This is a genomic window from Actinomadura oligospora ATCC 43269 (assembly GCF_000518265.1).
In the GTDB taxonomy this organism is placed as follows: domain Bacteria; phylum Actinomycetota; class Actinomycetes; order Streptosporangiales; family Streptosporangiaceae; genus Spirillospora; species Spirillospora oligospora.
The window spans coordinates 25754-48035 of sequence record NZ_JADG01000023.1 but is presented as its reverse complement, the minus strand read 5'-3'; the positions used below and the strand labels follow the sequence as shown (position 1 = coordinate 48035).

Here is a 22282-nt window from a genome sequence, read left to right as displayed (position 1 = left end):
CCGCATCGCACCCATTTCCGGAATGCACTAGAGTCCCGACTCCCACCGGTCCGTCCTGAGCCACTGCCCCCTTCGCCGGACGGCCGCCGGTCGGCTCCCATCGGCTCGCCAGAGCCTGCCCACCAGGGCGGCCCACAACGGAGGTCACATGCGCGGGGATCCCGGTTCCCTGTACGACGCGCACGCCGCCCGCCTGTACGCGCACGCCTGGTCGCTCCTCGGCGACGACGCGGCGGCGGCGGTGAACGACGCGTTCGTGGCCGCCGTCCGGCATCCGCCGCGCGGCGACGTCGTGCTCTGGATGTACGCGCTGTCCCGCACGGCGGCCCGGTCCCGCGGCGCGTTCGACCGGCCCTGGCATGTCGCGGCCGGGGCCGCCGACCCGCTGCTGCGCGCCGCCGCCGCGCTCCGCGCCGAGCAGCGCGAGGCGCTGCTGCTGGACGCGGACGAGTGGCTGGAGATCCCGGACATCGCGCACGTCCTCGGGCTCGCGCCCGACACCGTCCGGCAGATGCTGCACACCGCCCGCGCCCGGCTCGAACGCGGCGTCCTGGACGCGCTGATGCGCGGCGAGATCGGCGACGGCACGGCCGCGGCCGAGGTGATCGCGGCGTTCGAGAAGGGCACGCTGCCCCGCCTGCTGGCCCGCCGCGCCCCGGAGGGCCTGCCCGGCGCCCTGCGCGACGAGGTGCTGGAGTCCTACGAGCGCGAGGCGGACGAGCCGTCCCCGACCACGACGTCGCCGAGCCCGCTCGTCGTGATCGGCCCGGCCGCGCTCGGCGCGCCCGCCGAGGGCACCGACGCCCACCGGACGGCCACCGCGACCAGGCGGCGTTCCCGCCGGACGTTCGGCGTGGTCGCGGGCATCGCGGCCTCGGCCGCCGCCGTGTCCGGCCTGTTCGCGTCCTGGTCGTCGGTGCGCGGCCACGGCGACGGGACGATCGTCCCGTCCGCGCGGACCGACCGCACCGCCTCGGTGACCAACGCGACCGGCCCGTCCGCGAGCGGGACGGCCCCCGGCCCGAACGGCACCGAGCGGACGATCGGGACCAGCCCCTCGGGAGCACCCGAGGACGGCACTACGGGCACCGCGTCCGTGCCGCCGCAGGCGGGCGGATCGCCGTCCACGCCCGCGACGCCTCCGGCCGACGGCCGAGGGCGCAGTGACACCCCGTCCAGCCCGTCCGGGCCGGGGACGGGTGGCACGCCTCCGCAGACCACCCCGCCGTCCACGCCGCCGGACGGCAGCACCCCGCCGACCGACCCGGGGACGACCGGCCCGACCACGCCGCCGTCCTCACCGCCGGACGACCAGCCTGAGCCGAGCCCCGCGCCCAGCCCCGACACGCCCACCCCGGCCCCGGACGCCGACTGACCCACGCACCGAAAACGCCCCCGCCGACCGGCGGGGGCGTTCGGCGTTCCCAAGGTCAGGCCGCACAGAACGAGCAGCACGACCCGGCGTTCGCAGGCCCCACGGTCACCGGAACGGCGGTCCGGCGCGGCGGGGGCGTTCGCGTTTCCGGAGGTCAGGCCGGGGTGGGGACGGGGAGGGGGGTTCGGCGGGCGGCGTGGCGGCGGCGGGCGTAGGCGGCGGAGGTCGCCGACATCGCGGGGCCGGGGCCGATCTTGGCGAGCGCGGGGAGCGTGAACCGGAGGCGGCGGTCGCGCCGCGCCATCAGCGCGCCCAGCGTGATGCCCGTGCCCATCGCGACGACGTGGCCGACGGCGGCCACGTCCAGGCTGGTCAGGCCCTCGAACAGGTACGGGGACAGGGTGGCCAGGGCACCGGCGGCCAGGATGCGCCGCACCCGCCCCGGGCCGAACAGGATCGTGGCGACCAGCGCGGCCGACAGCACATAGGACGGCCCGACGTCGCTGATCTCGCGGACCGAGGCGCCCACCGAGCCGAGCGCCAGCCGGACGGCCGCCATCCCCTCGCTGACCAGCGTCCCCGCCACGTGCGCGGCGACGACCAGCAGGACGGCGCGCAGGTTGCCGAACCGGCGCGCGAGGGGGAAGAGGCCGAGCGCCATCGTCACGAGCTGGACGATCTGCGCGGACCGTTCGCCCTCGGCGACGAAGGCGGAGGTGAGCAGCGTGCCGACCGGATTCCAGGACAGGTTGTCGAGGTTGGTGCTGGCCCACGCGATCAGCGACGCGCGAGCGGGCTCGGTGAGCAGGGACACCTGCACGAACCCGGTCGAGGCGAACAGGACGAGGAACAGGAGCGGCATCGGGTACCGCCGGAGGAAGCCACCCATCACGCTCGGCAGGCTAGTTCCGCCGCGCCGGTGGTACGGCCCATACCGGGAAAACCTCCGCACGAACGCACCGCGCGGCCAGTCCCGCCTCCCTGATCCCGCCACGGTCACCGCACCCCCGCCGACCTCGCGCGTCGTGCCGCGTCCCCTCCGAGGGCGGAGGGGGAACGCGGCACGGACGCGCGGATCGTCCAGGGTTAGGAGGCTGTGGCGATCCAGATAGGTTTCCGGCGGGATCAGCCGACGGCGACGCCCTCGACCGGGCTCTCGCCCTTCCGGACGGCCAGGGCGGCCAGCACCGCGACGGCGGCCACGATGCCCGCGACGGTCAGCGAGCTCTGGAAGCCGTCCATGAAGGCCAGGTGGCTGCCGTTGGTGATCGCGTGCGCGGCCGGTTCCGGAGTGCCCGGCGGGACGGGCGCGACGCCCTGCGAGACCAGGCCGGTCTGGCCCGCGAGCTGGTGCGCCGCCGGGGCCGGGACGCCCGCGCCGGTCAGCCGGTCGGTGAGCACGTTGCCGACCTTGGTGGACAGCAGCACGCCGAGCACCGAGGTGCCGAGCACGCCGCCGAGCTGCGAGGCGGTCTGCTGGAGGCCGCCCGCGACCCCGGCGAGGTGCGCGGGGGCGTTGCCGACGATGGCCTCGGTCCCCGCGACGATCACCATGCCGAACGCGAGCCCGACCAGGACGAACCAGGGCCAGATCTGGTTGTAGGGGGCGTCCACGCCGATCCGGGAGAGGCCGAACATCGCGGCGGCGGTGAACGCCATGCCGAGCGCCAGCGGCACCCGGGGACCGAACCGGCTGGTCAGGAACCCGGCGATGGGCGAGGCGACGATGAAGATGCCGGTCATCGGCAGCATCCGGACGCCGGACTGGACCGGGGTCATGCCGTGCACGGCCTGCATGTAGAGCGTGATGAAGAAGATCGTCCCGAACATCGCGAAGAAGCCGAGCACGATCAGCAGGGTCGCGGCCGACAGCGACACCGAGCGGAACAGCGAGAGCGGCAGCACCGGGCTCTTGGCGCGCAGCTCGTTCACCACGAACGCGACCATCAGCACGGCCGCCGCGCCGAACGACGCGAGCGGGGTGGTGTGCCCGAAGCCGTGCTCACCGGCCTTGATCAGGCCCCAGACCAGGAAGAACAGGGACCCGGTGAGCAGCGCGACGCCGGGCAGGTCGAACGACCCGGCGGCCTCCTCGTCCTTCGACTCGCGGATCACCCAGAGGCCGGTCACCAGCGCGATCACGCCGAGCGGGGCGTTGAGGAAGAACACCGACTCCCAGTTGACGTGCTCGACCAGCAGGCCGCCGACGATCGGGCCGCCCGCGATGGAGATGCCGACCGTGGAGCCCCAGATGCCGATCGCGGCGTTCAGCCGCTCGGGCGGGAAGGTGTTGCGCAGCAGGGCGAGGCTGGCCGGTTGCAGGAGCGCCCCCGCGAAGCCCTGCACGACGCGCCAGAACACGACCATGCCGAGCCCGCCGGACAGCCCGATGGCGAGCGAGGCGACGGCGAACCCGACCACCCCGGCGAGGAAGGTGCGCTTGCGGCCGAACCGGTCGGCGATCTTCCCGGCCGGGATCAGCGAGACGGCCAGGGCGAGCAGGTAGGCGTTGGTGACCCACTGCAGGCCGGACAGCGAGGCGTGCAGGTCACGGGCGATGGCGGGGTTGGCCACCGAGACGACCGTCGCGTCCAGGCCGACCATCATCACGCCGAGCGCGACCGCGACCAGCGTCAGCCAGGGGTGGCCGTGGCCCGGACGGGCCCGGGCCGGTGTGTCGACCGGTGGACGGAGGATTTCGGCGCTCGATGTCTGTGCCATGAGGAGTCCTTGGTGAGGAGGTTGGTAGCGTTAAACTGTCATGATGTGACACATGTCGTCAAGCGCCATGCTTCACCTCATGACGTAAGACACATGCTGACACAATCCTGGACGGAGGTCGGATGTCCCGCTACAATCCGGCCATGACCGCGCCCGCTCCCGAGACCCACCCCACCCCGCCTCCCGGACGGCGCGAACGCAAGAAGCAGGCGACCCGCGAGGCCCTCCTGGACGCGGCGTTCCGGCTGTTCGGCGAGAAGGGGTACGAGGCCACCACGGTCGAGGAGATCGCCGACGCCGTGGACGTGTCGGCCCGCACCTTCTTCCGCTACTTCGCCTCCAAGGAGGACGTGGCGCTGACCTCGCAGGAGGAGCAGTTCTACGCGGTCCTCGACGCGTTCGCCCAGCGTCCTCCGGAGGAGTCGGTGCTGACCGCGATGCGGATCGCCGGGACCCTCCTGGTGGAGGCCCTGGAGGCCGAGGGCGGGGCCGACCGGCCCATGTCCCGGTTCGACTGCCTCATGCGGCTCACCGAGGAGAGCCCCGGGCTGCGGGCCGGCAGCATGGAGCGCACCCGCCGCAAGAACGACGAGATGACCCGCGTGATCGCCGCCCGGATGGGCGCCGACCCCGAGACCGACCTGCGGCCCCGGATGTTCGCCGCGATGGTCTCGACCGCGTTCATGGTCTCCGCCGACGTCTACCGCACGGGCCTCGACGGCTACGGCTCGTTCACCGAGGTCCTCGACGCCGCCTTCGAGGTCCTGGAGAAGGGCTTCGGGAACTGCTGATCCCTCGGGCCCGCGCTCGGTGATCCCACGGGCCCGCGTTCGGTGATCCGCTGGTCTCGCGCCCGGTGCCGCCGAACCCGGGGCCCGCTGTCTCTGGGGATCGCTACGATCGCGCCCCATGCGCGTTGATCGTCACGATTTCTCCGAAGAGACCATCTCGTCCGCGTTGGCGGCCGTTCCGGACGACCTGGACCGGGAGACCAAGCTCGCCCAGTACGGCGGCCCGACCGGCATCGAGATGCTCGCCGACTCCCTGCTGGACTACGCGGCGGCGCGGACGGCCGGGCTCGACCCGCGCGTGGAGACCCGCGAGACCTGGCTCGCGTTGTCCTCGGCCGCCGAGCTGTACCGGGACTACGCGCGCGCCCAGACCGTCCCGGTCGGCGGCTCGGTCCGCGCCTGGGTCGAGTACCTCGGTGTCGGGTTCGGCTTCACGCAGGAGTACGAGGAGTCCCTGAGCGCCGTCGACTGGGTCCAGGCGTACCGGGTCGCGGTCGCCGCCGGCGACGACGGCCTCCTCGGCACGCTGTACGGGCTGGTCGAGGCCCTCCCCGAGAAGGAGGACGAGTTCCCCTTCATGCGGGCCCTCCGCGTCTTCTGGGACGAGGGCCCGGCCGAGGACTACCCGGACACGCCCGAGGGCGCCATGCTGCGCGCGATCGCCGAGGGCGACGCCGCCGCGTTCAACGCCGCCCTGGTCACGGCGCTGGAGAAGCACCGCGAGCTCGCCGGGCGGAGGCCGCGCGACCTGATCGCCTGGGGCCCGCTGGCCCTGGCGGCGCTCGCGCACGAGGCCGGTCTGCCGATCGAGGTCGAGTCCGGCTACCTGCCCGTCCGGCTGATCACGCGCGCGGGGCCGAGGAAGCCCGGCGCGGACGGCCCGGTCGCGCGCCCCGACTTCGACGCCGACCGTGCCGCGAAGTGGCTGGAGGGCCGCGAAAAGCGCGCCCGGAACCGGGTGGAGCACGCGTTCAGCCCGTCCGTCCTGGTCCAGTACCGCTTCAAGGCCATGGAGGACGCCGGGAGCGGCGAGCTGCTGGCGCTCACGTTCCGCTCTGTCCTCGACCCGCGCGCCGAGGACCCCGCGTACGCGAAGGCGCTGGTCCTGGCGAGCGAGGCTCACGCGGCGGCGTTCCGGCTGGCGTCGGTGCCGCAGGGCACGCCGATCGCGGTCACACTCGACGGACGTACCGACGAGCTGCCCGCGTCCGGACCGGTCGATGACGCGAACGACTGGACGTACGCGCGGGCCGTCGCGCTCGCCTGGACCGTCCGGTCGCAGGCGGATCTCGCGATCCTGGCCGCCTTCGACTCCGGCGACCTCCGCACCAGGGTCCAGCACACGGGCTCGTACGCGCGCGCGTGTCACGCCGTCCTGCGGGGCGAGGACCCGCGTCCGCACATGCGGACGGCACTGGCGAAAACGTCCGGCGACGACTGGTGGGAATGCCTGTCCAACCCCCGGTTCCGCCTGCTGGACCGCATCCTCGAAGACGACGCGGACGGTTTCAACGCCGTCCTCGCCGAGGCGCTCGGGCTCTTCGCCGACTTCTACAGCGCGGGCGACCGCATCGGCGATCCGGACGGGCAGCTGAACTTCGAGGCGCTCGGGCTGGCCTGCCTCGCGCACGACCGGGGCATCCCGGTGCGGGTCGAGTCCGACTTCCTCCCGCGCGCCGTCGTCGAGGGCCTCAGCCCGCGGTGAGGACCAGGCCGCTGGTCGGGACGCCGGTCCCGGCCGTGACCAGCACGTTCGTCACGTCCGGGACCTGGTTCACCGAGGTGCCCCGGACCTGGCGGACGCCCTCGGCGATGCCGTTCATGCCGTGGATGTAGGCCTCGCCGAGCTGGCCGCCGTGCGGGTTCACCGGCAGCCGTCCGCCGAGTTCGATGCCGCCGTCCTTGAGGAAGTCCTTGGCCTCGCCGCGTCCGCAGAACCCCAGCTCCTCCAGCTGGATCAGGACGAACGGGGTGAAGTGGTCGTACAGGATCGCGGTCTGGACGTCGTCCGGCCCGAGTCCCGCCTGCCGCCACAGCTGCTCGCCGACCCTGCCCATCGCGGGCAGGGTCGCGATGTCGCCGCTGTAGTAGGAGAACATCATCATCTGGCCGGGGCCGGTGCCCTGCGCCGCGCCCGCGATCAGGACGGGACGGTTCGGCAGGTCACGGGCGCGTTCGGCGGTGGTGACGACGATCGCCTGCCCGCCGTCCGACTCCTGGCAGCAGTCGAGCAGGTGCAGCGGCTCGACGATCCACCGGGACGCCTGGTGCTCCTCCAGGGTGATCGGACGGCCGTGGAACCACGCCTTCGGGTTCGTCGCGGCGTGCCCGCGCATGGCGACGGCGACGCGTCCGAAGTCCTCGCTGGTCGCGCCGTACTCGTGCATGTAGCGGCGGGCCTGCATGGCGACCCACGCGGCCGGGGTCGCGAACCCGTACGGCAGGTGCCAGGAGAACTCCATGCCGAGCGAGCCCGCGCCGCCGCCCTTGTTGGCCTGCCCGAACCGGTGCCCGGACCGTTCGTTGAACGCCCGGTAGCAGACCACGACGTCCGCCTGCCCGGTCGCGACGGCCATCGCGGCGTGCGCGACGGTGCCGCAGGCCGCGCCGCCGCCGTAGTCCACGCGGGAGAAGAACCGCAGGGACGGGATGCCGAGCTCGCGCTGGACGGCGATCTCCGCGTTCGCGTCGGCGGTGAAGGTGACCAGGCCGTCCACGTCGGCGGGGGTCAGGCCCGCGTCGGTGATCGCGGCGAGGCACGCCTCGGCGGCCAGGCGCAGCTCCGAGCGGCCGGAGTCCTTGGAGAACTCGGTCGCGCCGATCCCGGCGATCGCCGCCTTGCCGGACAGGCTCACCGCGCCTCCCCCTCTGTGAACGTGACGGTCGCGGTCAGGTGGTCGCCGAGGCTGACCGCTCCGCGCACCGTGAGCGTGCGGTCGTCGGCGCGTTCGCCGGTGAGCGTCAGCGTGTCGCCCGCGTAGGCCGGGACGCCGAGCCGCACGCGGATGCTCTCCAGCTCCCCGCCCGGGACGGTCTCCAGCGCGAACCGCTGGACGAGTCCGATCGACGTCAGGATGTTGACGAAGATGTCCTTCGAGCCCTGCGCGCGGGCCAGCTCGGTGTCGTGGTGGACGGGTGTGAAGTCGCGCGTCGCGAGCGCGGTCGCGATGACGAACGTCGGGGTCAGCTCGATACGCAGCCCGTCCGGTTCCGCCTCCTCCGCCGGTGGTTCCGGGTCGGGGGCGTCCGACGGGGTCCATTGCGGGAGGACGAGTTCGTCGTCCATGTGCTGGAAGACGACGCGGACGGGCATGTCCACCTCGACCTCGGACGGCTCGCAGCCGATCACGTTGCCGAGGATCCGGACGCCCTCCTCCAGTTCGACGACCGCGACCACGTAGGGCGGGGTGCGGCCGGGGACGGGCGGATGGTGGTGGACGACGAAGCTGTGCACGACGCCGCGTCCGCTCGCCTTGGTGTACGTCCGGTTCGTGGAGTGGCACTCCGGGCACATCGGGCCGGGCGGATGCCGCAGCGCGCCGCAGTCGGCGCAGCTCTGGACACGCAGCTCGCCGTCGTCCACGCCGTCCCAGAAGTACCGGGTGTCGAGGCCGATCGTGGGCCGCAGCGGGTACTTCCCGGGCTTCGCGCCGGACGGCCTGCCGCCCCCGCCGCGTCGCTTCGGCTGGAACTTCAGCACCCGGAACAGCATCTCGGCGACGCGCCGGTCGTCCTCGTCGTACCAGGACTGGAACCACGTCACGAAGTAGCCCTCGCCCATGGCGGTCCGCTTCGGCCCCGCGACGCCGCCGAACCGCATGGTCGAGCGCAGCCGCTCACCGACCTTCACATACCGGTCGTAGGTCTGGTCGCAGTTGGTAGCGACGACGCCGGTGTAGCCGTTCTCGTTGAGCAGGCGGAGCGGGTCGTCCGCGACCGATCCGGCCTTCTTCGCGCCGAGCCCCGGCATCGACCAGACCTGGATCATCGCGGGCGGGGCCACGTCCTCCCAGGCCCCGGACGCGTCGCCGAGCGCCTGCGTCCAGTGCCGGACCATCGCCGCGTTCACCGCGTCCGGGCACGGCGGCGCGGGCTGCTCACCGGCCGCGACCAGCCGCTCGGCGAGCGCCATCAGCTCGTCGTGGACCGCCGGTTCGCCTTGCACTGTCGGTTCGCCTTGCACAGGGCTCCTCACCGGGGTGCGCGGGGCAGGCCGAGGCCGATCATGGCGATCAGCTCGCGCTGGATCTCGTTCACGCCGCCGCCGAAGGTCAGCACGATCGCGCCCTTCACGCCGTGGTCCAGGATCTCGAGGAACTCGGCGGTCGCCGGGTCGCCGGGATCGCCGTACCGGGCGAGGGTGTCGCCGACGATCCGGCCGACGTCCTGCATCCGCTCCGAGCCGTAGATCTTGGTGGCGGACGCGTCGGCCGCGCCCAGCCAGCCGAGGTCCATGTTCGCCGCGACCTGCCAGTTCAGCAGCTCGTTGACCCGCAGGTAGGCGTACACCTGGGCGACGGCGCGGCGGACGGCGGGCTCCTCGATGAGCGGGCGTCCGTCGCGTCCGGTCGCGGTGCGCGCCCAGGCGGCGAACCGGTCGTAGGTGTGGCCGATGTTCCCGGCCGGGCCGAGCGTGACGCGCTCGTGGTTGAGCTGGTTGACGATGAGGTCCCAGCCCTTGTGCTCCTCGCCGATGAGCATGTCCGCCGGGACCCGGACGTCCTGGTAGTAGGTCGAGTTCGTGTGGTGGCGGCCGTCCATGGTGACGATCGGCGTCCAGGAGAACCCGGGGTCCTTGCAGTCGACGATGAGCATCGAGATGCCCTTGTGCTTCTTCGCATCAGGATCGCTGCGGGCGGCGAGCCAGACGTAGTCGGAGTAGTGCGCGCCGGACGTGAAGATCTTCTGGCCGTTGACGACGTAGTGGTCGCCGTCCCTGACGGCCGTGGTGCGCAGGGACGCCAGGTCGGTGCCCGCGCCCGGCTCGCTGTAGCCGATCGCGAAGTGGCACTCCCCCGCGAAGATTTTCGGCAGGAAGAACGCCTTCTGCTCGTCCGTCCCGTACTGCAGGATCGTCGGGGCGACCGAGTTCAGCGTGATGATCGGGTACGGGACCTCGGCGCGCGCGATCTCGTTGGCGAAGATCTGCTGCTCGACCGGGCCGTAGCCGCGTCCGCCGTACTCCTTCGGCCAGGCGACACCGAGCATGCCGTCACGGCCGAGGCGTTTGCAGTGCTCCATGTAGTGCTCGCCGAACGGGTCGTCCGCGATGCGCCTGCGCTGCGCCTTGGTGAGGCAGCCCCGGAAGTAGTCGCGCAACTCGGCGCGGAGCTTCTTCTGCTCGCCGGTGAGGTCGATGAACATCGGCTACTGAACCTCCTGAGCGGCGACGAGCGCGCCGAGGGTGTCGAGCTGGTCCTCCGCGCCGCCGAGCAGGTGCCCGGCCTGCTTGGCCCAGGCGAAGTAGCGGTGCAGCGGGTAGGTCACGTCCAGGCCGATGCCGCCGTGCAGGTGCTGGCAGGTGTAGAGCGCCTTCACCACCGGGTCGGACGCGTTGTACGCGGCGATCGCGAGGACCTCGTCGGTGTCGTCCGCGCCGGTCGCGAACCGCCACGCGCCCGCCCAGACCGCGACGTCCAGCGCGCGCTTGGCGATGTACACGTCGCCGATCTGCATGGTCACGGCCTGGAACTGGGCGAGGGCCCGGTCGAACTGCTCGCGCGTCTTGACGTACTCGGTGGTCAGTCCCAGCGCGCCCTCGATCACGCCGGACGAGAGCGCGACGGCGCCGGTGACCGCGGAGCGGCGGAAGGCGTCCCAGCCGCCCGCGCCGAGCGGGGTGCCGCGCGCGCCGTCCAGCTCGACCCGCGACAGCGGCTCGGACGTCGCGGACGGCTGCGGCACGACCGCCACCTCGGACCGCTCGACCACGTGCACCTGGATCGTTCCGTCGTCCGTGCGCGCCGGGACGAGCAGGTGCGACGCCTCGTCCGCGTACGGGACATAGGTCTTGACGCCGGTCAGCCGCCCGCAGCGCGCGGTCGTCTCCACCGTGCCGGACGGCCCGACCTCCCGGTACGCGCCGGTCAGGACGGTCTCGCCGGACGCGACGCCCGCGAGCAGCTCCTTCTGCGCGTCCGTGCCGGTCAGGGCGATCGGCAGGGCGGCCAGCGCGAGCGTCGCGTACGCCGGGACGGGCGCGACGTGCGCGCCGATCTCCCGCAGCAGGACGGTCAGCTCGACCGGGCCGAGGCCCGCGCCGTCCTGCCGCTCCGGCACCACGACGCCGAGCAGCCCGGCCTGCGCGAGCGCCTTCCAGATCGCCGGGTCGTAGGCCGCGCCGGCCTTCTCGAACGCTTCGAGGCGCTGCGGCGCGGCCTCCCTGCCGAGCAGGTCGGCGGCGAGGCTCCGCAACTCGCGCTGGGCCTCGTCGAGGTCGAATTCCAACTCAGGCGCTCCCTTCCAGGAGGTGCTGGCGTCCGCGCCGCCGGAACTCGGCGGCGAGCGCCGCGGCGTCGACGGCGGTCATCCGGCGGTAGGCGAGGTCGCGGCCGGGCCGCCACCACACCGGGTCGTCGGTGCGCCAGCCGTCCTTGGCCAGCGCACGTTTGAGGATCTTGTTGGACGGTGTGGCGGGCAGTTCCCGCGCCACCCGCACGTACCGGGGCGGCCACTTCGGGCCGAGGTCGTCGCGCTGTTTCAGGAAGGCCGTGAAGGCGCGCGGGTCGAACTCGCCGGTCTCGGTGACGAGCGCGGCCATCACCTGGTCGCCGGACGCCGCGTCCGGGACGCCGAACACCGCGAGCTGCCGGACGCCGGGGAACGCGGCGAGCACCCGCTCGACCTGGACGGCCCCGAAGTTCTCGCCGTCCACGCGGAGCCGGTCGGCGGCGCGCCCGGCGAAGAAGACGTAGCCGTCCTCGTCGCGGTAGACGTGGTCGCCGCTCCAGAACATGCCGTCGCGGAGCCGGTCGGGGGCGTCTTCCTTGTAGTAGCCGTCGAACAGGCCGTCGCCGGTGGTATTGACGAGCTCGCCGATCGCCTCGTCCGGGTTGGTGACGCGTCCGGCGGCGTCGAGGCGCGCGGGCGGGCACTCCCCGCCGGTGTCCGGGTCGAGGATCTTGATCCCGGGGGCGAGTCTCCCGAGCGCGCCGGACGGTCCGAAGGGGTCGGGCGACAGGCTGATCGCCGTTTCCGTGGAGCCGTACGCGTCGACGACGAAGCAGCCGAAACGCTCGCCGAACGTCTTCTGCTCCAGCGGCGCGGCCTCGTTACCGAACGCGATCTTCAGCGGGTTGTCGGCGTCGTCCGGCTTGGTCGGCGTAGCGACCACGTACGACAGGGCCTTGCCGACGTAGTGCAGGTACGTGCACTCGTGCGCGCGCACGTCCGGCAGCAGCCCGGACGCGCTGAACCGCGACCGGACGACCAGTTCCGCCCCGGCGGCCAGGGCGGGCGCGAACGCCGCCATGATCGCGCCGGAGTGGAACAGCGGCATCGGGCAGTACACGACGTCCTCGGGCTTGAGCAGCCGTCCCGCCAGGTTCTCCCCGGGCACGACGACCTTGCGGTGCGTCACCCGGACGGCGCGCGGCCGTCCCGACGTGCCCGAGGTGAAGATCAGCATCATCAGCGTGGCGTCGTCGATCCCGGCCGTGTCGGGCAGGCCCGCCCCGGCGTACTCGGCGATGGCGCGCTCGTGTTCGGACAGTTCGGCGACCTCGCGGGTGCGGTCGGCGAAACCCCTGGTCCGGACGGCCGTCCCCTGCGCGAGCGTCGTGTACTCGGGCTGGTGGACGACCAGGTCGCAGTCGGCGCGGCACGCGTCCCCCGCGAGTTCGGCGGCCCCGCGCGTCGGATTCAGCGCGACCACGACGTTCCCGGACAACGCGGCCCCGCATAGCAGGAACACGAGTTCGGGCAGGTTGTCGAGGAGCACGCCCACGTGCAGCGGACGGTCGCCCGGGCGGCGGGCCGCCATCCACGCGGCGCGGGCGGCGGACTCGGCGACGACCTCGCGCCAGCTCCAGCGCCGCCCGTCGTCGGCGCAGGCGAGCCCCGGACGGTCGTCGGCGGCGCGGGCCGCGAGCAGTTCCGCAACGGTCACGGGCGTCACCTCCCGGCCGCAAAACTAGAACAGATTCTAGTCAGTGTCCAGAGGCGTCCTCACCCCCTCCCACCGCCGTGAGCCGCCGCCGGGCCGCCAAACCGAACCGCGTTCAAATAACACGTTCCTGTCTTACCTGTAGGCTGGTCCGGTGAGCGCAGAACAGGCCGTGACCGGCGACCAGCCGACCGAGGAACCCGCCGTCCCCGCGGTGGACGAGGCCCCGGGCGGTGACGCGCCCCGGGGCGGGGCGCGGTCGCGCAGCCAGCACCAGCGGCGCCGCCGGATCGTCCAGGCCGCCGCCGCGCTCGCGTCCCGCGGCGGCGTCGAGGCGATGCAGATGCGCACGGTCGCCGAGCGCGCCGGGGTCGCCCTCGGCACCCTCTACCGCTACTTCCCGTCCAAGATGGACCTGGTCGTCGCGGTCGTCAGCGAGGAGCTCGACCTCCTCGAGGGCAGCATCGAGCGCCGTCCGCCGCGCACCGACGCCGCGCACCGACGCGCCGTCGACGTCCTCATGCGCGCGACCCGCGGCCTCATGCGCGAACCCGAACTCGCCGAGGCCCTGATCCGCTCCCTGCTGCTCTCGGACGTCAAGACCGACTTCGGCGACCGCATGGCCGGGCTGCTGCTGCGCGCGTCCGTCGGCCGCGACGTCGCCGTCCCCCCGGGCGACCGCCGGTACGTCCTCGCGAAGGCCCTGGCCAGCGTCTGGACGATGGAGATGATCGAGATGCTGCGCGGCCACGCCACCGCCGACGAGGCCCAGGCCCGCCTCGAGGTCGCCGCCGCGCGCCTCCTCCACGACTTCTAGACGGGGCAGCCGCCGCGGCGTTCGCGGGCCCGCCGGAGGGCCGCGCGTTCTAGGCTGGGGGCGTCCGCGGACCGGCCTCGAAGGGGTGGCAGTGAACAACCAGGAACCGATCGTCACCGATGGCGTCATCATCGAGTTCATCGATGGCAAGGACGTCCCGGTGAACCACAAGGAGTTCGGTGAGCGGGCCGTCGTGATGCGTTCGGCCAAGGACGACGACGGCCCCGTCCTCTACTTCACCGAGGCCGAGTGGGACGCGTTCGTCGCGGGCGTCAAGGACGGCGAGTTCGACGACCTCCTGGAGGAGGAGCCCCCGGCCCAGGCCTGACCTCCCGGGACGCGTCGAAGGTGCGCTCATGGGGCCGCCGTCCGGTTTGACCCGGACGGCGGCCCTCCGCGAGGATGGCGCCCTCTACCGATCACCAGGGAGAGTCGTCTCGTGACCGAACCGAACCACGGGGGCACGGCGCACGACCACGAGTTCACCCGGGGAGCGGCGGCGCTGCTCCGCCGCGAGCTCGCGCGCCCGAGCGGGCCGGGATCCCCGGCCGACGTGACCGTCCGGACGAACACCCCCGCCGCCGCGTTCGGCGGCTGGGACGCCGCCCGCACCCTGGCCGAGACGGCCGGCCGCGGGCACGCCGAGTTCAGCGCGGCCTACCGGCTGCTCTTCACCGAGATCCTGGCCGCCGCCGAGGCCCTGGAACGCACGGCCGACACCGTCCGGGACGCCGAGGACGACACCGTCGACCGCGTCGGGCGCGTCCGCGAACTCCTGGACGGCGGCCCGCAGGAGACCCCATGACCGACCCCCGCCACGCTCCCATCCGCACGGGCAACCCCCCGGCCGACACGGCCGGCGGGCACGCCGACCCCGACAAGGTCCGCGACCTGCTCCGCGGCACCGACCCCGCGGACGTCGCCACCGCCGCCGCCTCCTACGAGGACGCGGCCCGCCGCCTGGCCGAGCTCCGCGACCTGCTCTTCCACCTCGTCCGGCGCCATGCGGAGGACCCGGAGGCCGAAGCGTCCCCGTCCCTGGCCGCGCTGCGCCGCCTGTTCGCCGACTCCGAGCACCTGCTCGCGGCGGCCCGCACGATGGGCGAGGCGCTGCGCGCCTACGGCGGCGAGATCCTGCCCTGGTACGTCGAGCACGCCCCCGACCACGGCACCGCCCCGGACGACGTCGACCAGTACATGCGGCGTCTGAACGCCCGCATCGCCGAGCTCTGGCACGCGTTCCCGGAGAAGATCGACGGCGCGGCCGACGCCCCGCCGCCTCCCCGGCGCCGCGGTGTGCGGCTGGCCTCCGCCGATCCGTCCTCGACGCCGTCCGAGAACGACAAGGACGGCGACGGCAAGGACGACAAGCCCTCCGACCACAACGGCAACCAGTCGAACCAGACCGTCGTCCCGATGATCGGCATCCCGATGGGCGGGATGGGCGGCGGCGGGCGCGGCGGGGGCCCGGGCGGCCGGTCGCGGTCCCGCAGGGGGGCCCGCCGCAAGATGGACGTCCCCTCGCCCGCGATCAAGCCCGCGCCGGGTCTGATCCCGGAGCGCGAGCCCCGCATCCTGACGCCGGGGAACGAGGCCGGCCCGCGGCCCGCCGCGGCGGCGGCACCGAAGATCACGGCGCCGTTGAAGCCGTCCCTGCCGTCGATGCCCCCGGCTCCCGAGCCTGGCTGGGTGCCGCCGGTCTCGGTCGCCGAGTCGCTGACGTCCAAGGCGCCGGAGGCCGCGTCGCAGGCCCCACCGCCTCCGCAGAGCCCGATCGCGGAGGCCCTCTCGACTCCGAAGCAGGACGCCGCCAAGGACTGACCCTTGGATCGGCGGCACAAGGCCCCGCAGCCGGATCGGCTGCGGGGCCCTCCCTTTTCGTATGACGCAGGTCACATTCGAAATCTGTCACGCGAGAAGGGGCTCCGGCATCTTCATGGCGAACCGTTCATGGAGATCAGGGAGTAAGAAGATGCCTCGCTTGGATCTGTTCGCGAACCCGGTCGCCGCCAAGGCGCTGAAGCACTTCGGCGCGGCGAGCATGGCCATTATCAAGGAGTCGACGCTTCCGGCGGCCACCCGCGACATGGTGATGCTGCGGGCCAGCCAGATCAACGGCTGCGGATACTGCACCGACGCGCACGGCAAGGACCTGGCGCACGGCGGCGAGAGCGCCACGCGGATCAACCTGGTCGCGGCGTGGCGGGAGTCGAACGTCTTCACCGACGCCGAGCGCGCGGCGCTCGAACTGGCCGAGGAGGGGACGCGGATCGCCGACGGCCGGGGCGTCCCGGACGAGGTGTGGGAGAACGCCGCCAAGCACTATGACGAGGCGGAACTCGCCGACCTGCTGGTGATCGTCTCGCTGATCAACGCCAGCAACCGGATGGGCGTCATCAACAGGCAGCTCGGGGGCGACTACACGCCCGGGCAGTTCGGGTACTGACCGCGGCGGGACGTCCGGGCCGGTCTCGGTCCGGACGTCCGCTCAGGCCAGAGCCTCGCAGCGGTCACGGACGGCAGCTCAGGTCAGCGCCTCGTAGCGGTCGCGGACGGCCCGTTCTCCGGCCGGGGTGAGGACGCCCGGGAGGCGGAGGCGGGCCAGGCCGCCGTCAGGGTGGACGTCGACCCGGACGTAGGCCGCCTCGGCGTCCGAGTCGAGGCGGAAACGGTGCCGGGTGTCAGGCTGGAGACGCGTTCTCGGCAGGATCTCCCGCCACTCGGAAGCGTCAGCGCTGACGGAAAGGGAGACCTCGGCCGGGGCGTTGAATTTGAGGTTCGTGGTGTCGAATTCGGCGACGGTGATTCTGCCGGGCGCGGCCAGTCTCACGACCACCCAGTCGTTTCCGCCGTCGCGTCGGCGTGCCGTTTCCCAGCCCTCGGCCTGGTTCCGGGCGAGGCCGGGGAAAAGCATGTTGTCGGGCGACGAATAGAACCTGTCGCTGCATTCGATGACGCGCGCGCCGTTCTCCAGCGCGGCCAGGTCGACGGTGAGGCCGGTCAGGAAGGACGGGTCCGGGACCACCTCGCCGTGGACGCGCAGCCGGGCGATCCCGCCATCCGGGAACATGTGCAGCCGAACGTGGGTGAAGCGGCGTTCGACGTCCACCGGGAACTCGTGGACGGCGTCGCCGAGGAGCGGGCTCCTCGGGACGATCTCCGTCCAGTCGGCGTCCGCCAGTTCGGACGGGCTCGGGTAACCGCCCGCCGCGCAGGCCTCGACCGAGGCGTGCGGCGGGTAGTTGCCCTTGAACCAGGCGGTGTCGATCACCACGCCACGGATCACGCCCGGTAGTCCGAGCCGGACGAGCGCCTGGTCGTGGCCGAGACCGCCGTCCGGGCCGGGGCGGCGGCGGGCGGTCTCCCAGCCGTCGTACTCCTGCCCCTTCGCGCCGAAGGTCCGCGGCGAGAACCCGGGCGTCCACGGGTTGATCAGGTTCTCCTTCGCGGCGAACGACTCGTCGCTCGCCGCGAGCACCGATCCGCCCAGGGTGCGCAGGGCGAGGTCCGGGAGGGCGGAGAAATCGGTCATGTCGCGGCTCCGTTCGACGGTCGGGGACGGCTCAGCAGGACGCCCCGCGGAGCGCCGTCCTGAGCTCCGGTCACGGTCTCGCCGCGCAGCCAGGTCGCCTGGACGACCCCGGTGAGCGTGCGGTCCGCGTAGGGCGTCACGGGGTGGCGGTGTTCGAGGTCGCCCGGGACGACCGTGAAGGACTCGTCGGGGGCGAACGCGACCAGGTCGGCGTCGTTGCCGACGGCGACGCGTCCCTTCCGGGACGTCAGCCCGGCCAGCGCGGACGGCCCCTCGGCCATCCACCGGACGACGTCGTGCAGCGAGTGGCCGCGCTCGCGGGCGGCCGTCCAGACGGCGGGCAGGCCGAGTTGCAGGGACGAGACGCCGCCCCACGCCGTCACGAAGTCGCCGCGTTTCAGTTCGGGTGTGCAAGGCGAGTGGTCGGTGACGACGCAGTCGATGACGCCGTCGGCCAGGCCCTTCCAGAGCGCGTCGCGGTTGGCGGCGTCGCGGATGGGCGGACAGCACTTGTACGCCGTGGCGTCCGCCGACGGGACGTCCGCCGAGCAGAGCGTGAGGTAGTGCGGGCAGGTCTCGGCGCTGATCGGGAGGCCGCGCGACCGGGCCTCGGCCAGCGGTTCCAGGCAGTCGGCCGCCGACAGGTGCAGGATGTGCGCGCGGACGCCCGTCCGCTCGACGAGCCGGATGACCTGCTCGACCGCCGACCGCTCGGCCGACGGCGGGCGGGACGCCAGGAAGTCGGCGTACTCGCCCGACGACGGCTCGGCGAGGACGGCGGGGTCCTCGGCGTGGACGATGACCAGGCCGTCCAGCGCGGCGATCTCGCGGAACGTTTCATCCATCTCCCCGGGCGGCAGCGGCGGGAACTCCGGGACGCCCGAGTCGGCGGTGAAGCACTTGAAACCGAACACCCCGGCCACGTGCAGGGGGCGCAGCTCAGGCAGGTTTCCCGGCACCGCGCCGCCCCAGAACCCGACGTCCACGTGGACGGCCCCGGACGCCGCCGCGCGTTTCACCTCCAGCGCGGAAACGTCGACCACCGGCGGCAGGGAGTTGAGCGGCATGTCGATCAGCGTCGTGACGCCGCCGCGCGCCGCCGCGCGGGTCGCGGTCGCGAAACCCTCCCACTCCGTCCGGCCGGGTTCGTTGACGTGCACGTGCGTGTCCACGAGTCCGGGCAGTAGCGCGAGGTCACCGAGATCGATCTCCGCTCCGGCGCGCAGCGGGGCGTCGTGCGCCGCGATCGCGGTGATCCGCCCGTCCCGGACGGCGACGACGGCGGGCCGCTCCCCGTCCGGCAGGACGGCGCGGCGCGAGCGGATCACCAGGTCATCGGTCACGTTCGCCTCTCCTCACTCGGTCAGCCAGGCCGGAGCGATCCGCTCGGCGGCGAGGCGCTCCAGCAGCGGTCCCGCCTCCGCCATGCAGCGGACGGGGTCGGGTTCGATATCGGTGAGCGCGAAAACGTCCTGGATGCGGGCCTTGCGGAGCTGTTCGCCGGTCAGGGCGCGGCGTCCGGCGACGGCGATCGTGTCGACGCCCTCGCGCGCGGCGGCCTTCGCGACGCCGACCGGGGCCTTGCCGCGCAGCGACTGCCGGTCGAGCGAGCCCTCGCCCGTGACGACCAGCCGCGCGCCGCGCACCGCGTCCGTGAAACCGAGCAGGTCGAGCAGGAAGCCGATCCCGGGGCGGACGGTCGCTCCGAAGAACGCCATCGCGCCGAACCCGACGCCTCCCGCCGCGCCCGCGCCCGCCCGCTCGTGCGCCGCCCCCTGCCGAGGGGCAGCGGCCATGTCGGCCACGGACGCCAGCCGGACAAGGCCCTGTTCCAGCTCCCGGACCTGCGTCGCGGACGCGCCCTTCTGCGGCCCGAACACGGCCGCCGCGCCGTCCTGGCCGAGCAGCGGGCTGTCGACGTCGCTGGCCACGACCACCTCGACGTCCGCGATCCGGGACGGCAGCGGGCCGGGGTCGATCGACGCCAGCCGCCGCAGCGCGGCCCCGCCCGGCGGCAGGTCCGCGCCGTCCTCGTCCAGGAACCGGACGCCCAGCGCCGCCGCCATCCCGGCTCCGCCGTCGGTGCAGGCCGAGCCGCCGAGGCCGAGGACGATCCGCCGCGCGCCGCCGCGCAGCGCCACGTCGACCAGCTCGCCCGTCCCCCGGCTGGACGCGGTGAGCGGCGCGGGCTCGCCGCCGGGAAGCCTGCGCAGCCCGGACGCCTCGGCCAGCTCGACCACGGCGGTCGTGCCGCGCACCGCGTAGGACGCGACGACCGGTTCCCCGGTCGGCCCGGTCACGGCCGTCCGGACCCGGGAGAAACCGGCCGCGACGGCGGCGTCCACGGTGCCGTCGCCGCCGTCCGCGACGGGCAGCAGGGTGAGCGGGACCCCGGGACGGACGCGCCGCAGCCCGGCGGCCACGTGCGCGGCGGCCTCGGCCCCCGTCAGCGAGCCCTTGAACTTGTCGGGCGCGATCACCACGTGGTCCCGCATCGTCACACTCCCTCGGCGTCCGGCTTGAGCCGACGATCCATCATGATCGCGGCCGGACCGGCCGGGAAGCTCCCCGCAGCGCTCGTTCCGGGCGCGCGGCGTCGCGCCGCCCGTTTCGTCCCCATCGCTCACGCCACGATGTGCTCCGGACGGACCGGAACCCGGCTCAGCGCCCTGCCGGTGGCGTCGCGGATGGCCGCGACGATCGCCGGGGTGGACGAGAGCGTCGGCGGCTCCCCCGCGCCCCGCAGCCCGTACGGCGCGGCGGGGTCGGGGTTCTCCAGGATGTCGATCCGCATCGGCGGCATGTCGAGGATGGTCGGGATGAGGTAGTCGGTGAACGACGGGTTCCGGACGACGCCGCCGGAGACCACGATCTCCTCCATCAGCGCGAGGCCGAGCCCCTGCGCGGAGCCGCCGTGGATCTGCCCCTCCAGCGACAGCCGGTTCATGATCTTCCCGACGTCCTGGACGGCGGCCATCTCGACCACCTTGACCAGCCCGAGCTCGGTGTCGACGTCCACGACCGCGCGGTGCACGCACAGCGCGAGCTGCGAGTGGGAGTTCCCCTGGCCGGTCACCGGATCCATCTTCTGCGTGGGCCGGTGGTGGAACTCGCGGGTCTCCTCGATCACCGCGTCCCCGAGGGCCTCCTCGATCGTCGCCAGCGGCCCGGCCTCGCGTGACACGACCTTCCCGCCGACCAGCGTCAGGTCGTGGCGCCCGAACCGCCCGGCGGCCCGCTCCAGCAGGACGCCCCGGACGGCCTCGCACGCGGCCTTCACCGCGCCGCCCGTCATGTACGACTGGCGGGACGCCGACGACGACCCGGCGTCGCCGACCCCGGTGTCGGCGGGCGCGATCGTCACCCGCCGGACGCCCAGTTCCGTCCGCGCGATCTGCGTCTGGAGCGTCACCAGGCCCTGCCCGACCTCGGCCGCGGCGGTGTGGACGAGCGCGGTCGCCTCCCCGCCGATCACCTCCAGCCGGACGCGGGCGGTCGAGAGGTCGTCGAAGCCCTCGGAGAAGCAGATGTTCTTGATGCCGACGCCGTACCCGACGCCGCGCACGACGCCCTCGCCGTGCGTGGTCTGGGAGACGCCGCCCGGCAGGTTCCGGAGGTCGGAGGTGTCGGCGTCCGGGGGCATCGGCATCGCCTCGAGCCGGGTCAGCATCTCGGCGAGCGGCGCGGGCGAGTCGATGACCTGCCCGGTCGCGAGCCTGGAGCCCTGGGAGACGGCGTTGCGGCGGCGGACCTCGAGCGGCGACAGCCCGCAGGCGGCGGCGACCTTGTCCATCATCGCCTCGTACGCGAAGCACGCCTGGACCGCGCCGAACCCGCGCATCGCCCCGCACGGCGGGTTGTTCGTGTAGACGCCGTAGGCGTCGATCCGGATGTTCGGGATCTCGTACGGCCCGACGCCGAGCGACGCCGCGTTGCCCGTGACGTTCAGCGTGGAGGAGGTGTACGCGCCGCCGTCCAGGACGATCTCGACGTCGGCGTAGACGAGCGTGCCGTCCGCCCTCGCGCCGTACTCGTACCGCATCATCGCCGGATGCCGGTGGACGTGCCCGAAGAACGACTCGTACCGGTTGTAGGACATCTTCACCGGACGTCCTGTGTGCAGCGCGAGCATGCCCGCGTGGATCTGCATCGACAGGTCCTCGCGTCCGCCGAACGCGCCGCCGACGCCCGCGAGGGTCATGTGGATCCGGTCCTCGGGGAGGCCGAGGCAGGGCGCGATCTGCTTGAGGTCGTTGTGCATCCACTGCGTGGACACGTGCAGGTCGAGCCCGCCGTCCTCGGACGGGATCGCCAGGCCGGACTCCGGGCCGAGGAACGCCTGGTCCTGGATGCCGACCTCGTACTCACCGGAGACGACGACCTCGGCGTGGGCGCGCGCCGCGTCCACGTCGCCGACGCGGACGGGCTGGTGGCGCGTGATGCCGCCGAGCGGCTGGACCTTGAGGTTCTCCGGGTCCGCGATCACCGCGCGGGCGTCGGTGATCGGCTCCAGCACCTCGAACCCGACCGCGATCTTCCCGAGGGCCCTCCGCGCCGTCTCCGGATGGTCGGCGGCGACCAGCGCGATCGGCTCCCCCTCGTGCCTGACCTGGTCGATCGCCAGGACCGGCTGGTCGCCCGCGCCGTCGATGCCGTAGAACCGGCTGCCCGGCACGTCCTCGTGGGTGAGGACGGCCCGGACGCCCGGCACGGCCAGCGCGGGCCCGATGTCGAGCGACACGATCCGGGCGCGCGGATGCGGGCTGCGGAGCGTCGCGCCCCACAGCATCCCGTCGATCCACAGGTCGGACGCGAAGGCGAACTCGCCCGCGACCTTGAGCGTGCCGTCCGGCCGGACCGGGCTGTCCCCCACGCCTCCCTGGCCGTGGGTCTCCACGTGTCCCGGCGACTTCACGGGAGTGGCCGTGCTCCTGGGCGGCAT

The 22282-nt window shown here is 73.3% G+C and carries 19 protein-coding genes; 8 read left to right on the top strand and 11 right to left on the bottom strand.

Features of this window, described 5'->3' with window-relative positions; translation table 11 throughout:
- Nucleotides 1-148 precede the first annotated feature (148 nt).
- Entirely contained in the window at nucleotides 149-1375 is a 1227-nt protein-coding gene (locus P696_RS0129925) for a sigma factor-like helix-turn-helix DNA-binding protein (RefSeq protein ID WP_026415215.1), read from the top strand.
- 154 nt (nucleotides 1376-1529) lie between these two features.
- On the opposite strand, the gene P696_RS0129920 is transcribed toward P696_RS0129925, so the two are convergent.
- Both P696_RS0129920 and P696_RS0129915 read right to left on the bottom strand, forming a co-directional pair.
- A complete protein-coding gene (locus P696_RS0129920; RefSeq protein WP_026415214.1) occupies nucleotides 1530-2264 on the bottom strand; it encodes a rhomboid-like protein in 735 nt (244 codons plus the stop codon).
- A 236-nt stretch (nucleotides 2265-2500) separates the two neighbouring features.
- Nucleotides 2501-4096, bottom strand: a complete 1596-nt coding sequence (locus P696_RS0129915) for an MFS transporter (RefSeq protein ID WP_034487769.1) — start codon at nucleotides 4094-4096, stop codon at nucleotides 2501-2503.
- A 143-nt stretch (nucleotides 4097-4239) separates the two neighbouring features.
- On the opposite strand from P696_RS0129915, the gene P696_RS0129910 reads away from it, so the two are divergent.
- Together P696_RS0129910 and P696_RS0129905 are read left to right on the top strand one after the other, a co-directional pair.
- Entirely contained in the window at nucleotides 4240-4887 is a 648-nt protein-coding gene (locus tag P696_RS0129910; RefSeq protein WP_026415212.1) for a TetR family transcriptional regulator, read from the top strand.
- A gap of 118 nt (nucleotides 4888-5005) precedes the next feature.
- Nucleotides 5006-6592 carry an immunity 49 family protein gene (locus tag P696_RS0129905; RefSeq protein ID WP_157429995.1) on the top strand — a complete coding sequence of 529 codons (1587 nt, stop codon included), beginning with the start codon at nucleotides 5006-5008 and terminating at the stop codon, nucleotides 6590-6592.
- Here P696_RS0129905 and P696_RS0129900 read toward each other — a convergent pair.
- The 5 genes from P696_RS0129900 to P696_RS0129880 are packed head-to-tail and all read right to left on the bottom strand — an operon-like array spanning nucleotide 6579 to nucleotide 12994.
- Entirely contained in the window at nucleotides 6579-7742 is a 1164-nt protein-coding gene (locus P696_RS0129900) for a lipid-transfer protein (RefSeq protein WP_026415210.1), read from the bottom strand. The two genes, P696_RS0129905 and P696_RS0129900, sit on opposite strands and share 14 nt — an antisense overlap.
- Nucleotides 7739-9052 carry an OB-fold domain-containing protein gene (locus P696_RS0129895; protein WP_026415209.1) on the bottom strand — a complete coding sequence of 438 codons (1314 nt, stop codon included), beginning with the start codon at nucleotides 9050-9052 and terminating at the stop codon, nucleotides 7739-7741. The genes P696_RS0129900 and P696_RS0129895 overlap by 4 nt, the downstream gene beginning before the upstream one ends.
- Nucleotides 9053-9078: 26 nt before the next feature.
- Nucleotides 9079-10251: an acyl-CoA dehydrogenase family protein gene (locus tag P696_RS0129890; RefSeq protein ID WP_026415208.1), complete on the bottom strand. Its 1173-nt coding sequence runs from the start codon at nucleotides 10249-10251 to the stop codon at nucleotides 9079-9081.
- A gap of 3 nt (nucleotides 10252-10254) precedes the next feature.
- Nucleotides 10255-11334, bottom strand: a complete 1080-nt coding sequence (locus P696_RS0129885) for an acyl-CoA dehydrogenase family protein (RefSeq protein ID WP_026415207.1) — start codon at nucleotides 11332-11334, stop codon at nucleotides 10255-10257.
- 1 nt (nucleotide 11335) lies between these two features.
- Nucleotides 11336-12994 carry an AMP-binding protein gene (locus P696_RS0129880; protein WP_084338398.1) on the bottom strand — a complete coding sequence of 553 codons (1659 nt, stop codon included), beginning with the start codon at nucleotides 12992-12994 and terminating at the stop codon, nucleotides 11336-11338.
- A gap of 211 nt (nucleotides 12995-13205) precedes the next feature.
- Between P696_RS0129880 and P696_RS0129875 the strand changes: the two genes are divergently transcribed.
- The 5 genes from P696_RS0129875 (at nucleotide 13206) to P696_RS0129855 (ending at nucleotide 16254) form a co-directional block, all read left to right on the top strand.
- Complete coding sequence (locus P696_RS0129875) at nucleotides 13206-13808, top strand: TetR family transcriptional regulator (RefSeq protein ID WP_026415205.1); 603 nt, start codon at nucleotides 13206-13208, stop codon at nucleotides 13806-13808.
- Between the two features lie 91 nt (nucleotides 13809-13899).
- The gene (locus tag P696_RS57590) at nucleotides 13900-14136 is read left to right on the top strand and encodes a DUF397 domain-containing protein (RefSeq protein ID WP_026415204.1); all 237 of its coding nucleotides are present in this window, start codon (nucleotides 13900-13902) and stop codon (nucleotides 14134-14136) included.
- 111 nt (nucleotides 14137-14247) lie between these two features.
- Complete coding sequence (locus P696_RS53105) at nucleotides 14248-14613, top strand: hypothetical protein (RefSeq protein ID WP_026415203.1); 366 nt, start codon at nucleotides 14248-14250, stop codon at nucleotides 14611-14613.
- The gene (locus P696_RS49045) at nucleotides 14610-15629 is read left to right on the top strand and encodes a hypothetical protein (RefSeq protein WP_026415202.1); all 1020 of its coding nucleotides are present in this window, start codon (nucleotides 14610-14612) and stop codon (nucleotides 15627-15629) included. The genes P696_RS53105 and P696_RS49045 overlap by 4 nt, the downstream gene beginning before the upstream one ends.
- Nucleotides 15630-15780: 151 nt before the next feature.
- Nucleotides 15781-16254 (top strand): carboxymuconolactone decarboxylase family protein, encoded by a 474-nt coding sequence (locus tag P696_RS0129855; protein WP_026415201.1) that lies wholly within the window; start codon nucleotides 15781-15783, stop codon nucleotides 16252-16254.
- A gap of 78 nt (nucleotides 16255-16332) precedes the next feature.
- On the opposite strand, the gene alc is transcribed toward P696_RS0129855, so the two are convergent.
- The 4 genes from alc to P696_RS0129835 all read right to left on the bottom strand — a co-directional run bounded on the left by alc (nucleotide 16333) and on the right by P696_RS0129835 (nucleotide 22282).
- Entirely contained in the window at nucleotides 16333-17340 is a 1008-nt protein-coding gene (gene alc / locus P696_RS0129850; protein ID WP_026415200.1) for an allantoicase, read from the bottom strand.
- Nucleotides 17337-18683, bottom strand: a complete 1347-nt coding sequence (gene allB, locus P696_RS0129845; RefSeq protein WP_026415199.1) for an allantoinase AllB — start codon at nucleotides 18681-18683, stop codon at nucleotides 17337-17339. Before allB ends, alc begins: the two co-directional genes overlap by 4 nt.
- 12 nt (nucleotides 18684-18695) lie before the next feature.
- Nucleotides 18696-19835: a glycerate kinase gene (locus tag P696_RS0129840; protein WP_084338418.1), complete on the bottom strand. Its 1140-nt coding sequence runs from the start codon at nucleotides 19833-19835 to the stop codon at nucleotides 18696-18698.
- Between the two features lie 128 nt (nucleotides 19836-19963).
- Nucleotides 19964-22282 (bottom strand): xanthine dehydrogenase family protein molybdopterin-binding subunit, encoded by a 2319-nt coding sequence (locus tag P696_RS0129835; RefSeq protein WP_084338396.1) that lies wholly within the window; start codon nucleotides 22280-22282, stop codon nucleotides 19964-19966.

Excerpts from the sequence above, each read along its gene's own strand:
- P696_RS0129925 (WP_026415215.1), top strand. The coding sequence starts at position 149 with ATGCGCGGGGATCCCGGTTCCCTGTACGACGCGCACGCCGCCCGCCTG.
- P696_RS0129920 (WP_026415214.1), bottom strand. The coding sequence starts at position 2,264 with ATGGGTGGCTTCCTCCGGCGGTACCCGATGCCGCTCCTGTTCCTCGTC.
- P696_RS0129915 (WP_034487769.1), bottom strand. The coding sequence starts at position 4,096 with ATGGCACAGACATCGAGCGCCGAAATCCTCCGTCCACCGGTCGACACA.
- P696_RS0129910 (WP_026415212.1), top strand. The coding sequence starts at position 4,240 with ATGACCGCGCCCGCTCCCGAGACCCACCCCACCCCGCCTCCCGGACGG.
- P696_RS0129905 (WP_157429995.1), top strand. The coding sequence starts at position 5,006 with ATGCGCGTTGATCGTCACGATTTCTCCGAAGAGACCATCTCGTCCGCG.
- P696_RS0129890 (WP_026415208.1), bottom strand. The coding sequence starts at position 10,251 with ATGTTCATCGACCTCACCGGCGAGCAGAAGAAGCTCCGCGCCGAGTTG.
- P696_RS49045 (WP_026415202.1), top strand. The coding sequence starts at position 14,610 with ATGACCGACCCCCGCCACGCTCCCATCCGCACGGGCAACCCCCCGGCC.
- P696_RS0129855 (WP_026415201.1), top strand. The coding sequence starts at position 15,781 with ATGCCTCGCTTGGATCTGTTCGCGAACCCGGTCGCCGCCAAGGCGCTG.
- alc (WP_026415200.1), bottom strand. The coding sequence starts at position 17,340 with ATGACCGATTTCTCCGCCCTCCCGGACCTCGCCCTGCGCACCCTGGGC.
- P696_RS0129840 (WP_084338418.1), bottom strand. The coding sequence starts at position 19,835 with ATGCGGGACCACGTGGTGATCGCGCCCGACAAGTTCAAGGGCTCGCTG.
- P696_RS0129835 (WP_084338396.1), bottom strand. The coding sequence starts at position 22,282 with ATGCCGCCCAGGAGCACGGCCACTCCCGTGAAGTCGCCGGGACACGTG.